The 14,660-nt window shown below is 40.8% G+C and carries 15 protein-coding genes and 1 pseudogene; 5 read left to right on the top strand and 11 right to left on the bottom strand.

Translation table 11 applies throughout. From position 1 onward, the window contains the following. Window positions 1-98: 98 nt before the first annotated feature. From AC3E9W_RS22085 to dinB, 3 genes are read right to left on the bottom strand one after another with little or no spacing between them, the layout of a single operon-like run. The gene (locus AC3E9W_RS22085) at window positions 99-719 is read right to left on the bottom strand and encodes an alpha-ketoglutarate-dependent dioxygenase AlkB family protein (RefSeq protein WP_488770061.1); all 621 of its coding nucleotides are present in this window, start codon (window positions 717-719) and stop codon (window positions 99-101) included. Window positions 720-742: 23 nt separating this feature from the next. Then, a complete protein-coding gene (locus AC3E9W_RS22080) occupies window positions 743-3,823 on the bottom strand; it encodes a DNA polymerase III subunit alpha (RefSeq protein WP_488770060.1) in 3,081 nt (1,026 codons plus the stop codon). Continuing rightward, the gene (dinB, locus tag AC3E9W_RS22075; RefSeq protein WP_488770080.1) at window positions 3,824-5,008 is read right to left on the bottom strand and encodes a DNA polymerase IV; all 1,185 of its coding nucleotides are present in this window, start codon (window positions 5,006-5,008) and stop codon (window positions 3,824-3,826) included. Between the two features lie 426 nt (window positions 5,009-5,434). On the opposite strand from dinB, the gene AC3E9W_RS22070 reads away from it, so the two are divergent. Then, on the top strand, window positions 5,435-5,890 hold the full coding sequence (locus tag AC3E9W_RS22070) for a response regulator (protein ID WP_488770059.1): 456 nt from the start codon (window positions 5,435-5,437) through the stop codon (window positions 5,888-5,890). A gap of 59 nt (window positions 5,891-5,949) precedes the next feature. On the opposite strand, the gene AC3E9W_RS22065 is transcribed toward AC3E9W_RS22070, so the two are convergent. The 7 genes and pseudogenes from AC3E9W_RS22065 to AC3E9W_RS22035 all read right to left on the bottom strand — a co-directional run bounded on the left by AC3E9W_RS22065 (window position 5,950) and on the right by AC3E9W_RS22035 (window position 9,910). After that, complete coding sequence (locus AC3E9W_RS22065; RefSeq protein WP_488770058.1) at window positions 5,950-6,240, bottom strand: DUF6965 family protein; 291 nt, start codon at window positions 6,238-6,240, stop codon at window positions 5,950-5,952. Between the two features lie 299 nt (window positions 6,241-6,539). Beyond that, window positions 6,540-7,298, bottom strand: coding sequence for an SDR family oxidoreductase (locus tag AC3E9W_RS22060; protein WP_488770057.1), 759 nt, complete (start codon window positions 7,296-7,298; stop codon window positions 6,540-6,542). Between the two features lie 105 nt (window positions 7,299-7,403). After that, window positions 7,404-7,622 carry a DUF72 domain-containing protein gene (locus tag AC3E9W_RS22055; RefSeq protein WP_488770056.1) on the bottom strand — a complete coding sequence of 73 codons (219 nt, stop codon included), beginning with the start codon at window positions 7,620-7,622 and terminating at the stop codon, window positions 7,404-7,406. 16 nt (window positions 7,623-7,638) lie between these two features. Further along, a pseudogene (locus AC3E9W_RS22050) lies at window positions 7,639-8,136 on the bottom strand (DUF72 domain-containing protein). Between the two features lie 110 nt (window positions 8,137-8,246). Continuing rightward, a complete protein-coding gene (locus AC3E9W_RS22045) occupies window positions 8,247-8,576 on the bottom strand; it encodes a hypothetical protein (protein WP_488770055.1) in 330 nt (109 codons plus the stop codon). 218 nt (window positions 8,577-8,794) lie between these two features. Continuing rightward, a complete protein-coding gene (locus tag AC3E9W_RS22040; RefSeq protein WP_488770054.1) occupies window positions 8,795-9,517 on the bottom strand; it encodes a YqjF family protein in 723 nt (240 codons plus the stop codon). A gap of 24 nt (window positions 9,518-9,541) precedes the next feature. Continuing rightward, window positions 9,542-9,910, bottom strand: a complete 369-nt coding sequence (locus tag AC3E9W_RS22035) for a SpoIIAA family protein (RefSeq protein WP_488770053.1) — start codon at window positions 9,908-9,910, stop codon at window positions 9,542-9,544. A gap of 205 nt (window positions 9,911-10,115) precedes the next feature. On the opposite strand from AC3E9W_RS22035, the gene AC3E9W_RS22030 reads away from it, so the two are divergent. The 4 genes from AC3E9W_RS22030 to AC3E9W_RS22015 all read left to right on the top strand — a co-directional run bounded on the left by AC3E9W_RS22030 (window position 10,116) and on the right by AC3E9W_RS22015 (window position 13,160). Beyond that, window positions 10,116-10,730: a YciE/YciF ferroxidase family protein gene (locus AC3E9W_RS22030; RefSeq protein ID WP_488770052.1), complete on the top strand. Its 615-nt coding sequence runs from the start codon at window positions 10,116-10,118 to the stop codon at window positions 10,728-10,730. A gap of 104 nt (window positions 10,731-10,834) precedes the next feature. Next, window positions 10,835-11,101 carry a hypothetical protein gene (locus AC3E9W_RS22025; protein WP_306157308.1) on the top strand — a complete coding sequence of 89 codons (267 nt, stop codon included), beginning with the start codon at window positions 10,835-10,837 and terminating at the stop codon, window positions 11,099-11,101. Between the two features lie 77 nt (window positions 11,102-11,178). Then, entirely contained in the window at window positions 11,179-11,532 is a 354-nt protein-coding gene (locus AC3E9W_RS22020) for a hypothetical protein (protein ID WP_488770051.1), read from the top strand. 215 nt (window positions 11,533-11,747) lie between these two features. Then, on the top strand, window positions 11,748-13,160 hold the full coding sequence (locus AC3E9W_RS22015) for an MFS transporter (RefSeq protein WP_488770079.1): 1,413 nt from the start codon (window positions 11,748-11,750) through the stop codon (window positions 13,158-13,160). 144 nt (window positions 13,161-13,304) lie between these two features. Here AC3E9W_RS22015 and AC3E9W_RS22010 read toward each other — a convergent pair whose 3' ends face one another. After that, window positions 13,305-14,102, bottom strand: a complete 798-nt coding sequence (locus AC3E9W_RS22010) for an SDR family NAD(P)-dependent oxidoreductase (RefSeq protein WP_488770050.1) — start codon at window positions 14,100-14,102, stop codon at window positions 13,305-13,307. Between the last annotated feature and the right edge of the window lie 558 nt (window positions 14,103-14,660).

Raw genomic sequence — 14,660 nt, 5'->3', positions numbered from 1 at the left:
AAGTTAGCATCAAGCCGCATAATCCTGTTATATGATAAGAAAGGAATATTATAGCATTTCTATGATTATCAGCTTTTTAAAATAAGGAGCCGCATTTTTTATATCCCGCGCACCTGCCGAAAAGTGAGGTTGATCCTGGGCAGGACTTGGCGGGCTGTTTTAGGCACCTGATGCTCCCAATAGGTATTGGTGCTTCCCGCCATCAGCAGGAAGCTGCCGTGGTGCAGTGGAATTTCTATCGGCTCGATGTGCTTGAGGGTCTTATGCCGCAGGCGGAATAGGCGGGTTTCCCCAAAAGTCACAGAGGCAATGTTCATGTTCTTGTTGCTGGAAGAAGTTTTGTCGCTGTGCCATCCCACACCGTCTGTGCCGTCCCTGTAAAGGTTCAGCAGCACGGCATTAAAATTTATGCGGGTCTCCTCGTGCACGCGCTCCCTGATCTGGAGCAGTTCCAAGGGCCAGTGGGGATTGGATTTGCGCTCAGGCCTGCCAGAATCGCCATACCAGCAGATCATGCGCGGTGCGGTAACGACCTTGTCATACATAGGCATTTCATATTCCCTCCACTGCGTGCCATGGTATAAAACATTGTAATAATGGTCGGATTCCTGTTTATTGAAAAAATTATCAATCAGCAGCAGCTCGGCATCAGGGGCGTCAAATATCCTTCTGCCGCCAGTGCCTGATGAAAAAATTTCGGTGTCATCAAAAAGCATCATTTTGTTTAGTTTTCTGGTTATACTCAGACTGCCGGAATCCCGGAGGAATCCTGTCCGCTGCTCATTTTAAGCCGCGGGATATTGATTTCATGTTCCTGCGGATAGGGTGCGCGATGGGTCATGCTCACATCCTCGCGTATTTTCTGCTGGGCCCTGTATTTCCAATCGTTCTCATGCTCATAACGCGGATCGGGTATAAAAGGCATTTTAGCCATCTTTATGACCGTTATGGTTGGGAAATGGTAATCCACCTCGACATTGCCCAGCAGCAGGTAGCATCCCCCTCCCTGAAAAGGGTATGCCGAGAGGCTGTCTGTGAAATGCGCCGTATCAAACATATCCCCTCTGGCATCTATCCAGGTGCCGAAATACATAGCGCCCATCTTTGTGGGCACATGCTTGCGCGAGATCAGATAGGCGAGCATCCGCACCTGTTTTTTATGATGGGCCAAAAGGTCTTGCGCCATCACATTGCCCCTGAAAGGGGTCTGAAGCAGATCAAAAGGGGAACACGAGACAGGGAAACCCAGCAGTTCGATCTCATCAAAAGCATCTTCAAAAGCGGAGCGCTCCAGCTGCGGCAGTATAAATTCCTTCACAGGCTGCTCAAGCAGCAGCGGGGTAAGGGGTTTAAAGTTTACCAGAATTAGGCGGGTAATTACCAGCAGCTGGTTTTTTGTCTTGCCGGTGAACCGGAACGCGCCGATGAAAATCAGGATCTGTATGGCTTCGATTCCGATTGCTATGCGGTTGATAAAATCCTCAAGAGATTTGTACAGCCCGTTTTTTTCGCGTTCCTGCTGAATGAGAAGCGCTGTTTTGGATTCCAGGCCCTGCAGATGCATAAAACCCAGATATACATCAGAGCCATACAGAGTGGTTTGGATTTCACTTTTATTCACACAGGGATTGTGCACGGTGGCCCCAGACATCCTAGCTTCATGCACATATACTTCGGTGCGGTAGAAACCGCCCTGATTGTTGATCACTGCCACCATAAACTCGATTGGATAATGCACCTTCAGATACAGGCTCTGATAGCTTTCCACGGCATAGGAAGCCGAGTGCGCCTTACAGAAGGAATAGCCTGCAAAGGACTCGATCTGGCGGTATATTTCAGCGCTCAGCGCGATGGGATGCCCTTGGGCCCTGCAGGATTCAAAGAAGTTATCCTTTACCTTCTGCAGTGCGGCTTTGGAACGCCCTTTTCCTGACATGGCACGCCGGAGGATATCCCCGTCAGCAGCAGTAAGGCCTCCATAGTGCTGGGCAATCTTGATCACATCTTCCTGATATACCATAATGCCGTAGGTTTCCCCGAGCTGCTGCTGGAATACGGGATGGAAATATTCAAACCTGTCGGGATGGTTGTGCCTGAAGATATACTCTTTCATCATTCCAGACTGTGCCACTCCGGGACGTATGATGGATGAGGCGGCCACAAGGGTTTTGTAATTGTCGCATTTCAGTCGCCGCAGAAGACCCCTCATGGCCGGGCTTTCGATGTAGAAACAGCCTATGGTTCTGCCTATGGAAAGAAACCTGTTGCAGCTCTTTTCATCTTTTGACATCCTGGTGTCACGGATGTTGATGCGTATGCCGCGGTTCTTCTCAATAAGCTTTACGCTGTCGTCAATATGCCCGATCCCGCGCTGGCTCAGGATGTCAAACTTTTCAAGTCCGATATCTTCGGCCGTATGCATGTCAAAAAGCACTATAGGGAAGCCCTTTGGTGGCATCTCCAGAACTGAATAATTAGTAATGGGCTCCTCGGAGATGAGTATGCCGCAGGAATGCATGCTTCTCTGGTTGGGATATCCTTCGAGCATCATTCCATACTGCTGCACCTCGCGGACCACTTCATTGGTGGGATGCAGCGCCATAGGGTTTTTGGCCAGCGCGTCGAGCTCTTCTTTTGGAAGCCCGAAGACCTTGCCGACCTCACGGAATATGGAGCGGTATTTGAATTCCACATTGGTGCCGCAGAAAGCCACATGATCATAGCCGTAGCGGGAGAAGATATATTCCAGGATAACATCCCTTTCCTTCCAGCTCCAGTCAATATCAAAATCCGGAGGGCTCTTGCGGTTCAGGTTCAGGAAACGCTCAAAGTAGAGATCCAGCTCCAAAGGGCAGATATCGGTAATCCCAAGGCAGTAGGCAATAATGCTGTTGGCCCCGCTGCCGCGTCCTATATGCAGGAATCCCTGAGAATTGCTGAAGCGTATAATATCCCATGTGATTAAAAAATAGCCGCTGAATTCCAGCTGGTCAATTACTTTGAGTTCCCGCAGCATCCTTGATTTTGCCTCTGCATTATTGTTTCCATAGCGCCATTCCAGTCCCTGCTGGGCCAGGGTGGTGAGAAGCTGCAAGTCGTCTTTTCTGCTGTTGGTATAGAATTTCTTATTTTTCGGCGTTTTGAAATCAAATTCAAAATGGCACTGTTCAATTATTTCTTTTGTATTGGAGATGATCTGGGGGTAGCCGTCATAGCATTTAAGGATCCTGTCCAGACCCACCATGACTTCTGTCTGCCTGCAGCAGTCTGTTTGGGAGAGGCGTGAAAAAACTACATTCAGGTCTATAGCCCGCAGTATCTTATGGAGTTTGTATTCGGTTTTGGTGCGGAAGGTGACAGGCTGCAGCACCACCATGCTGTCTGCTTTGGTCTTCCAATTGCCCATAACCAGTGAAGGGCGCTGTTCGGGGCGCAGGCCGATAAACTCATGCTCCCTTAATACAGAGGGCACATTCTCCAAGGGATAGATGACAAAAACATTTTCAAAGGCTGGAGCGATTAAGGGAAGTTCTGTATTGTCAAAATTATGCCGGGTCAGAAAACGGTTCATTTCTGCAAGACCTGCCGCATTTTTCGCCAGTCCGATATAACGCAGCGCATTCCCAGAGCGAAATTCGATCCCTACGATGGGCTTGATGCCCGCAGCCTGGCATCCTTTTATAAAGTCGTAAATCCCAGTGGCGGTATTGATATCAGTCAGTGCCATAGCCGTGATGCCCAAGTCCGAAGCTTTGGATATCAGGTCCTCAAGCGGTATGGTGCCATAGCGCAGGGAATGGAAGGAATGGCAGTTGAGATACATTTACTCTGATTTGCGTTTTAAAATTTCATTTTTGGCATTGGGTTTGAAAGAAGCGCCTGCGCACCGCATTACCGCATCAAAACCGTAGCGGTTCTTCATGCGGTCCATGGCCTGATAGAGCGCCAGCATTTCTTCAGTGTCATTGAAAATGTCGATCTGATAGGTCCCGCGCACCAGTCCGCTGAACGTAACTCCGATCAGCCGCAGCCTCATACGGCGCTGGTATAATTTATCAAAAAGATCCTGCACAATTTTGGCCAGTATGTGATCAGCCGAAGTGTGCTGCACACGGCATTGTTTTGTTTCTGTGTCAAAATTTGCGTAACGTATCTTCACTTTTACAGCGGAAGCCAGCCACGCCTCGGAACGCAGCTGGTAAGAGAGTTTCTCCACCATGCCCAGCAGCACACGGTTTAATTTCGCAATGTCAATGGTATCCTGAGAAAAGGTATGTTCTGTGGAAATCGACTTTCTTTCCGTGTAAGGCTCTACCGGATTATTGTCGATGCCGTTAGCCTTTTTCCATAGCTCGATGCCGTTCTGTCCGATCATGCGCTGCAGCGATTCGGCCGGCATTTCTGAAAGGGTCTTTATGGTGCGGATCCCGATGCGCGAGAGCAGCTGGAAAGTCTTATCGCCCACCATCGGTATTTTGCGGACCGAAAGGGGATTTAAAAAAGCCTGTACCAGATGTTCGGGGATTTCAAGGTTCTGCTTCTGCTTTCCTTCGCCCGTGCCGATTTTCGATACGGTTTTATTGACTGAAAGGGCAAAGGTTAGGGGCAGTCCGGTTTCTTTTGTGATGCGCTGCGCCAGCTCGTCGGTCCACTTATAGCTCCCGTAGAATTTATCCATTCCGGTAATGTCCAGATAAAACTCGTCGATGCTGGCTTTTTCCACCACGGGAGCTTTCTCCTGGATTATTTCGGTCACGTCGTGCGAGAGCCTTGAATAGAGTTCCATATCGCCTTTCATCACTTTTGCCTGAGGGCACAGCCTGAGCGCCATCTGGATAGGCATGGCCGAGCGCACGCCGAATTTTCGGGCTTCATAAGAGCAGGAAGCCACCACACCTCTTTCGCCTCCGCCGATAATCAATGGAATTCCGTTAAGCTGGGAATTGGCAAGCCTTTCGCAGGATACGAAAAACGTATTCATGTCTATGTGTACAATTGCCCGGTTCATAATCTTAATCATTTTATACGATCAAAATTAGTACAGATGGCAACATTTTTTTTAAAATAAATGTTCTAAATAATAACAATATTTTAAAACCCTTATTTTTCAGGGAGTTTAAAAATCAGTTTTTATGGTGATAAATGTTTATTCAGAATTTACGCAGCATGGTTTAAAGGAATCTTTTTCGGGAAGGCTTTCAGCTAAAAGGAGTTTAGATGTGAAAACTGTTCAGTGCAATGCGCTTTTCTTTTCATAACATTCAAGCAAAATATAGATTTTGACAATATTTTATAGGAAAAAGACTTATCTTTGCATGCTATTAACCGCTCCCACGGATATAATTCGATTATTTATCGATTTTCAACGGCCGGCACAAAGGCTTTTGCAGATTTTTAGATTCTTGTCTTCCGTAACTGCACAAATTTCCAAGCCATGCCGCAACAGCAGGGTCCCCGACAGATTATTTTTCATGCAGATGATGACGAAGATGACAGAATGCTGTTTTTGGACGCCGTTGCCGAACTCAATTTGCAGCTTAAAGTGGAGCAGGCCCAAGATGGGCAGCGGCTTTTGGATATTCTTTGGCGCACTGCTTCAGAAATGCCGGAAATGGTATTTCTGGATATTAATATGCCCGGTAAAAATGGATTTGACTGCCTCAAGGAAATAAGAAGAGCATCAGGCTGGCAGAATAAGTTAAAGGTAATAATGCTTTCCACCAGCAGCAATATTGAAAATATTGAGCTGTCCTATGAATTGGGAGCTGATTTGTATGCCGTCAAGCCCAGCACCTTTGAGGGGTTCAAAAGACTGCTCGCATCTATAATGAGCTTGGACTGGAATATTTCAAAAAGGGATAGGAAAGAATTTCTCCTATTTGAAAAATAAATAGATTTAGATTCAAAAAAGCCCTGCATACTATTATGCAGGGCTTTTTTTCACAAGTCCTATAGGGCGACTTCAGCATCTGTAGAGGACGCGCCAACAGGCTCTTCGCCAGCAGGCTCTTCTGTGTTCTGTTGGGCAGGCTGCTGGACTGTCTTTTTCATCAGGATATAAAAATCCCTGAGATGCCACCATGCAGGACATCGGTCCAAAGGCCCTGTAGAGTTTCTGATTGTGGCATAGCAGCTCCGTAAGAAAACCTGCGTATCGGTAATCTTTGCCCACGGTGTCCATTGCACTTCTTTTGGAGCAGGAGTGTTTTCAAAATGGCGTTTTATGTCTTCGTAATTCATGCCGTAAAATTAAATAAAAACCCCTGCATCAAGCAAAACCTGTAGCGGTTCTTGATCTAAACTTTTTTTCCCTTTTTTAAAAGAGATTATAAGCTGTGGTCAAACCTGCAATTCCCGCGCCAATGAATGAAACTTCAGTTTGTACGTTTTGATTGGGTTTCTCAAATCCTAAAATTGATGTCGAATCAATCCAAAAAGAAATATTTTCTCCAGACGTTACAGCGCGTTGTTTAAGTTGTTATTAGCATTCATAAATAATGAGTTTAATAATTAACAAAAAATAAGCAGTTCTTAAAAACTTAAATTAGCTGTAATAGAGGTCTAATTTGCATGGTTACTATATCGCAGCGTTTTGGCTGAGAGAGTGTAAAAAGAACGCTCATTGCGATATCTTCAGCCTCGAGCATTTCCATTTTATCGATCTTTTGCTGATGTTCTGCCTTTGTTCCTGGCTGCATATCGCTGGTTACAGCACCTGGTTCGATAAGTGAGACTTTGATTCCGAGCGGATTTAGTTCTTTTCGTAATGCGGCGCTAAAACCCCTTATTGCTGCCTTTGTGGCTACATAAACTGTACTGGTGGGTTCATTTGTTTCGGCGCTCATAGATCCAATATTAATGATATGACCCGATTTTTCTGCCGACATTCTTGTTGCGGCTTCCTGCGCAAATGCTAGATAACCAGAAATGTTTGTGTCTAAAATATATTGCCAGTCTTCTAGTTTAACTTCGGTAAGTCCAGAGGCAGGGAGCGCAGCATTATTTATCAAAATGTCCAAACCTCCCAGTTCTTTATCAACAGCCTCAAAAATTTTCTGCAAGTCCTCTTTGCGGGTAACGTCTGCTGTAAAACCATACAGATTGCTGTTAGGGTATTTGGATTTTATTTCATCAAATGTTTTTGTGAAATCTTCTACATCGCGCCCAAAGATAAAAACGCGTGCTTCTAGGGAAACTAATGAATCGGCTATTGCTTTTCCGATTCCTGTTGTTCCTCCCGTAATTAAAATTCTTTTATCTTTTATGTTTTTTCCAAAATAGTCTGATATATTCTCCATAATTTTTACTTCAATAATTAATGGCTTAAAATTAGTTTTGATGAGGATATGATAATTACAGTATTTTGGATATGCCTTATATAATCTTTACACTGCAAATCACACTTAAAGAGTATTTTGATTTATAGGAAGGCTGTTTTCAACAAGCTTTTTAAGTGACAAAGCATTAAAAGCCGCACCTCCTTTTTCATCATTATCAAAAAAAACAAACATATCTTTTGTTTTTAACCACTGGATGCATTTATCAGCCCATTCTTTTAAAACGGTAGCAGAATAACGGCCTTGATATTTCGCGGCAGTAGGGCCATGCAGTCGGATATACAAAAATCGGTGGCAATCTTTATGGACGAAATGTGACCTGCAAGCTCATAAATGCAAAAAGCACAACTGTATTTTTCCAATAACTGATAAAGTTCGGGTACATACCAGCTTGCATGCGAAACTCAACTACATAGCGGTTTTTATTAGAAAGTGCCATCAAGAAATCTTCGAGCAGCTGTAAATCCAATTCGAGATGGGGAGGAAGCTGAAATAAAACAGCACCAAGTTTTTTTCTAGATATTTAAGCTTTTCCATAAAAATCAGCAGACTGTCTTCTGGATCATGCAGCTTTTTCATGTGTAATAAATCGGTTGGCTTTTATGGCGTAAACAAAATCTTCAGAAACTTGATTTTCCCAATCCTGTAAGGTGGCATCGGCAGGCATTTTATAAAATGTGCTGTTAATTTGCACTGTATTAAAGATTTTTTGATAATACAAAAACTGATCTTTCACTTTTAAATTTTCAGCATAAAATGTGCCACGCCAATGTTTGTAAGACCATCCAGAAGCACCGATATGTATAGTGTGTAATAGTTACTGAAGTTGGATTTTAGATTAAAAATTACAAAGCGTAAAAGTCAAAATAGCAATTAAAACCCGTTTGAAATTTCATACGGGTTTGTCTTTTATAAATTTCGGTTAGGATTAGTGTCGGTTTCATCTTCTTCATCCAATTCGACATCATCTTCTTCATCCAATTCGCCATCATCGTCGTCTTCCAAATCATCATCGTCATCTTTCTGATCAAATTTATCTCCGTCAGGATTTAAACTTTGTCCGTTTATTTCTTCGGCTGCAAAATCATTTCCATAATCTTGTTCTGCGTTATCACTTATCGAATGGACTGCGTCTGGCGCATCAATATCATCATATTGGCGGTCATTCTCATATCCCGTTTCATCATCTTGAAAATACGCGTCATCCTGACGGCAATTTTTTCTTTCGTCTAGATTCATAATTACAATTTTTAAAGTTATTTTTTGTTAGATTCTGAAGTTTGCCCGCTTTTGTCCGCGGTTTGCTTTTTATCTGTTTTTTTTCTCTGAACCAGCAGTTTTCTTTGTGGTTTTAGTGTTTGAACTTTTCAGAATGTATAATTTTAAAATTGTTACGAAAGTAAAAGTAGAGTGGGCCTATTAAAAATTTATAATCAGCAATTGTGCAATTTTATGGATTATGAGCTTTCTCTTTTAGCCCACAGCAAGACTTGGGTTTTAACGGCGTAATGAATTTTATCCGGATAGATATTAATGGCATATTTTCCAGCCTCATATCTTATATCGTGTATTTTTACTTCCAAATTTCTTAATTTCCATTCCTGATGATGGATGTCAAACCTGCAGATTTTATCGGCACAAATTTCATATAAAGAGTGCCTTTCCGTCAGCCATAAATCCAGCTCTGTTTTATTTTTAAGCATCTTACTTTTTACAATTTTTATATCAAGAAGATGATTTTGCTTTTTGTTTTCTGAATAAAGTTGATTGTGATGTCGCTTGATTGTTGCATGTTCATAAGGAAGACCTATAAAAAGTCTGGTAAGTAAAACTTCTATTAATTTATTGGTTTCAATGGAAAATAAATAAATGCCTGGAATTCCATTTCGCGTCACATACGTTCTAATATTGATTTCTTCGAAATTAGAAAGGTAGGGAAGTGAGGGTAAGTTGCGATGTCTCATATTTTTTACCTGAAATGAAGCCAGCGAAACCCACGCCATATTAATGTAAGTATCCAGTTTTAGTCCTTTCGGAATGTATTGTTCCAAAAAGTAAACGGGAAGTTCCCAATGGAAAAATACCGTATGGTGCCATTCCTGATAGTATTTCCATTTTTGTTCCGGTAAAGGATGCTGCCTGTTTCCAGTGCTGTCTAGTATTTCTTTTATTGAAGCCATTGCTGATGAATTGTAAAGAAGTTTTTATTTTTCTCCCGTTTCTACCCATTTTAAAGCTTGGCTGAAGGCATCTTTTTTAAAACCTTTAAATTCGCCCGGTACCAAATAGCCGAAACCTTTTGTAAAGGTAATTGCTTTTTCATAATCGGTTACAATAGCAGCTCTATTCCATTTTCCTAAATTTTTGAGGCCAAACAAAGCATCTTCCATCCAAGCAGAGGCTGTGAAATTTTTGATTTCAGTATCTATTAGAAGTAGAAAGTTGATTTCATTTATTTTTTTTGCCAATCTGGTTACTTCAGGGACGAGCACGTTTTTATAATCTTCTGCTGTTATTACGCCTACTGCTCTGAAGGCGGCTGTATTTTCAGGCCCATCGATAATCTGTATCATAATAAGTAGATTTTAAAGTTCAGCTAAATGTAGCAACAGTTTCAATACGATATTTATAGAATAATTTTTCGGATTTATAGAATATCTATTTCATAAACAATGCTTTATGGTTGTTATTTTATAAGACATAAAATGAATTCCATAAAAATGAACCTTTTTTAAATCCTAATTTTGAAAAAGTTAATTATTAAAAAAAAGTATTATTATGAAAACTACAGAAACTAAAAAAGCGAGCACTAAAAAAGCTCCTGCAAAACAAAGCGGCGCAAAAACAACATCTAAGGGAAGAACAGTAAAAGCAAAGTCGGATGCTGCTGAAGGTTTGAGAGAATTATTTGTAGATTCTTTAAAAGATATTTACTGGGCAGAAAAAGCTTTGACAAAAGCGCTTCCAAAAATGGCTAAAAATGCCACCTCAGAAAATCTAATTACTGCGATCAACGAACATTTAACGGTTACACAAGGACAAGTGGAAAGACTGGAACAAGTTTTTAAAATTCTGGGAGAAAAAGCGGCTGCAAAAAAATGCGATGCTATGGAAGGCTTAATCAAAGAAGGAGAAAGCATTATGGAGGAAACTCAGCAAGGGCCTGTACGTGATGCGGGAATTATCAGTGCTTCTCAAAAAATTGAGCATTACGAAATTGCTTCATACGGAACACTTGCAGCTTTTGCTTTGACTTTAAACGAAGAAGATGCCGCGGCTTTATTGCAGCAGACTTTAGAAGAAGAGAAAGAAGCCGACACTATCCTGACAGAAGCGGCTTACAATACAATCAATTTTGATGCTACTGAGGAAGATCAGGAAAGTGAAGAATAATGGACTGTAGATTTAGATAAAAACCTTTAAATAAGTGCCATCCTATTTACAGGTTTTTTGACAATAACGAGTGATTTAATTTGATATCATTTAAAAGATGCATTATGGAAATTTTCAACAATAATAAAGAATCACAATCTGATAGGGAAAATCAAATGCCCAAATGGAATCCAATTCCGGGAGAAGAATTGTTTTTTTCTGACAAGGAAGAAAACGAAAAAGGAGAAAACCAAAGAGATCCCGCTCAAAAACCAAATACTGGAGACTGGGAAAATGAGGATGAGTTTGAAGAAACTGAAAGAGACGAAAACCGAGGTAACGACAATAGCGGCGGGGCAGGAAGTTCAGGAAGCGCATCTACCAACAGTTAATAAAAATAGAGACTTAAAAAATTAAAACACGAATTTCACGAATAGACACTATTACTTGTAATTATTTGCAAAAATCTGTGCTAGTTCGTGAAATTCGCATTTTAATTTATAAGCAACATTCATTTTTAGATCAGGCACGTATTAAAACAGAACCCATAAATTTTCCTGTCATAATATTAGAAAACGAAAAAACCGAAGGAAAAACTGCCAAAGCAATCGAGGAACAGAGGTCAAAAAATACATTCAGATATCTATTTGTATGGGTCCCTAGCATCGATGGGAACATCGCTTGCCTTAAAATGTTTGGTAAAAATCACAGCGTACTATCTGTAGGACAATGGGCAGCGCCATTTTTACTTTTAGGGATTTATAATAAGCCTGTAAAGCAGGGAGGTCATGATTCTCAAGACAATGCTAATAATGATTTCTAAAAATTAAAACTGTTATAAATAAATAAAGCTGCCGTATAAATGCAGCTTATTTATTTGTAAAATCTTTAAGCGTCCAAAGCTTTGCAGTTACAATGATGAAAACTTAGCGATGCTAATTATATAAGGGATTTATTAAAAAGCTGTAATTTTAAGGGATTGTATTTTTGGAATTTTATAAAAGGACAATAATGCTGTTGTTTCTTTAATTGCTCCGCATGATTACAAAAGAAGAAAAGAACATCGCTAAAGAAAAGAAGAAAAGAACGGCAGTACATTTACTTCCATGGGTTACTGCTGTGGCTATGTTTATACAATCGCTGGACGGGACGATTCTCAATACTTCGCTACCCTCCATTGCCAAGGATATGCAATATTCGCCTACTCAAATGCATTCTGTAATTGTAACTTATGCATTGACTCTTGCTTTATTTATTCCGCTTTCGGGCTGGCTGGCAGATAAGTTTGGCACAAGGACCATGTTTATGGTTGCTGTTGCTTTATTTGTCGCAGGTTCGTTATGCTGCGCACTTTCCGGAAGCTTATTAACGTTCAATTTATCCCGCGTGCTTCAAGCTATTGGCGCTTCAATGATGGTGCCGATTGCGCGATTGGCCATATTATATCAATATCCCAAAAGCAAACTTTTAAAAACCATGAATTTTATAACCATTTTTGGTCTTTTGGGAATGGTGGTCGGACCAAGTCTGGGCGGTTTTCTTTCCGATAATCTATCCTGGCATTGGATTTTTTTAGTGAATGTTCCAATTGGACTTATTGGGATCTCGATGGCCAAAAGGATTATGCCCAATTTTAAAAAAGCCGTCGGTAAGTTTGATTTCCGTGGTCTGATGTATTTCAGCTTTGCATTAATCGTGATTACAATGATTTTAGAACTCCTAAGCAGCGGTCTGACGAATTGGTTTATTATTTTGGGAGGGCTGTTTCTTTTTAATGCTCTTGCAGCATTGTATTATTACCATTATAAAAGAACAGAAAAACCCATTATTGATCTCAGACTGTTAAATATTAAAACACTTAGGGTAGGACTTGCTGGAAGCCTTATAACCCGACTGGGGATCGGAGGGCTGCCTTTACTGCTGCCTCTTATGCTGCAGACAGGATTTGGATATTCGGCTTCAGTTTCAGGGTTATTGTTGCTGCCGTCGGCTCTTGCTAATGTGGCTATTAAGCCTTTTATGGTTCGTATTATAAAAGTTTTAGGGTACCGAAATGTACTGGTCAGCAATACAGTGCTTCTTGGAATTGTTTTGATTGTCTTAGGTTTTGTCGAAAGAGACACGCCATTAGGTTATTATATCATTTTAATGGTTTTTTATGGCTTTTTTACTTCCATCCAAATGTCGGCAATGAATACCATCACGCTTGTGGATTTGGATGAGAATACCAAAAGCGGCGGTAATACCATGCTCGTTATCATGCAGCAGCTTTCTATTAGTTTTGGTGTTTCTGCAGCAAGTCTTGTGCTTTCTTTCTTCGGATCAGAACATTTGGGATTCAGTATTGCACAATCTTTTCATTATACATTTATTGTGTTGGCAATTATAACTATTCTTTCAAGTGTTACTTTCAGAAGACTTAGTGATTCTGACGGACGTGGTTACATGTAAGGTATTTAATATAGAATCAGAAGCTTTATTGGCAGCAGGACTGTTATTTGTATTCAGGATAAATTTTTATTGTATGGCCATATAATGAATAAGCCTGCTGCAGTTAGCAGCAGGCTTTTTATATGCCGAAAAGAATTCATTTAGCTATTCTCCATTAACTGGTTTTTGCTGTTCTTTCATCACTTCTGCGCTTAAGCTGTCCGAAAGTACGTTGCTCATTGCCACCTTTAATTTATTGCTAAATCCTGATATTATTCTATCCTTATTGTTCATTAAAGCATTGTAGCCGTCTTTAGCCACATCTGCAGGATCGGCTAACGAGTCCTTATCCTGGACAGCTTTACTTTCATTCATGCCAGCTTTGTTGAAAAAGTCTGTATCTGTAGGGCCTGGAAGTAAAGCAGTAACTGTAATGTTGGTGCCTTCCAGCTCAGATCGAAGCGCTTCGGAAAAGGAAAGAATAAAAGCCTTGGTACCATGGTATACCGACTGCCAAGGACCGGGAGCTTTACTGGCTATCGAAGCCACGTTAAGAATTCTGCCTTCATTTCGGAGCAGCATTTTAGAAAGGAAATGTTTGGCGAGTATTATTGGTGCATTAATATTGAGATGCACTATATCCAATTCCCGATTAAGATCAGTGTCCTTAAAAAGGCCGTAAACACCCTGCCCGGCATTGTTGACCAGAATATTGACTTCAATATTGCTTTGTTCCAATTCGTCGCATAAACCAAAAACCTCTTCGGTTATAAAAAGATCCCTCGCAGAAGTAATGGCCTTAATTCCATACAGTCTTAGTTCTTGAGCGACTGTATCTAGTTCATTCTGGCTTCTGGCAACAATAACAAGATTATAGCCGTCCTTGGCAAAAAGCTTTGCAAGTTCATAGCCGATTCCCTGCGTGGCACCTGTGATAAGTGCATATTGATGATTATTTTCCATGACTTTAAATTTAAATTAAGAATTCAATTTAAAAAAAATCATTTCGTTGACAATTATATAATTACAGTTTGCAGTTGTAATATGAGCATTAGATTTTCTTTATTGAGGTCCTATAAATTTCAGTTCTGTTGTTTAAAAAGCTTTGGCAGCAGAATACGCTGCTCCATCGGCAAATAGAATAGAGTGATCGTATAAAAATCAGTATTTATAATTGTAATATTCAAAATCAATTAAAGGGATAATATTATAATAAACCCTCAAAATCATGTAAGTAAGATTGAAACGTCTAATTTAAATTTACTCAAATTCCTTATTGCAAAACTTGATTTGTTAATTGGAGGAGAACCTGAACTTAATTATTTAATCTTTCCGCTATGTTTAGAAAAGGACAGAATGTGGCAGAAGGAATCCGTAGCTCAGGTTATGGAAGTAATAGGTTTTGAGCCTGAGGTGATTCAAAAGCTGATAACCAACGGGAAGATGAAAAAAGAACAATTGCAACTGGAAAATTTATAGAATGCCAGCTTTCCTGTGGAAGAATGAATTATTAAAAAAATC

The organism is Flavobacterium sp. 38 (assembly GCF_057799715.1).
Note: the sequence above shows the minus strand (reverse complement) of the source record. Positions and strands in the feature narration are given on the sequence as shown.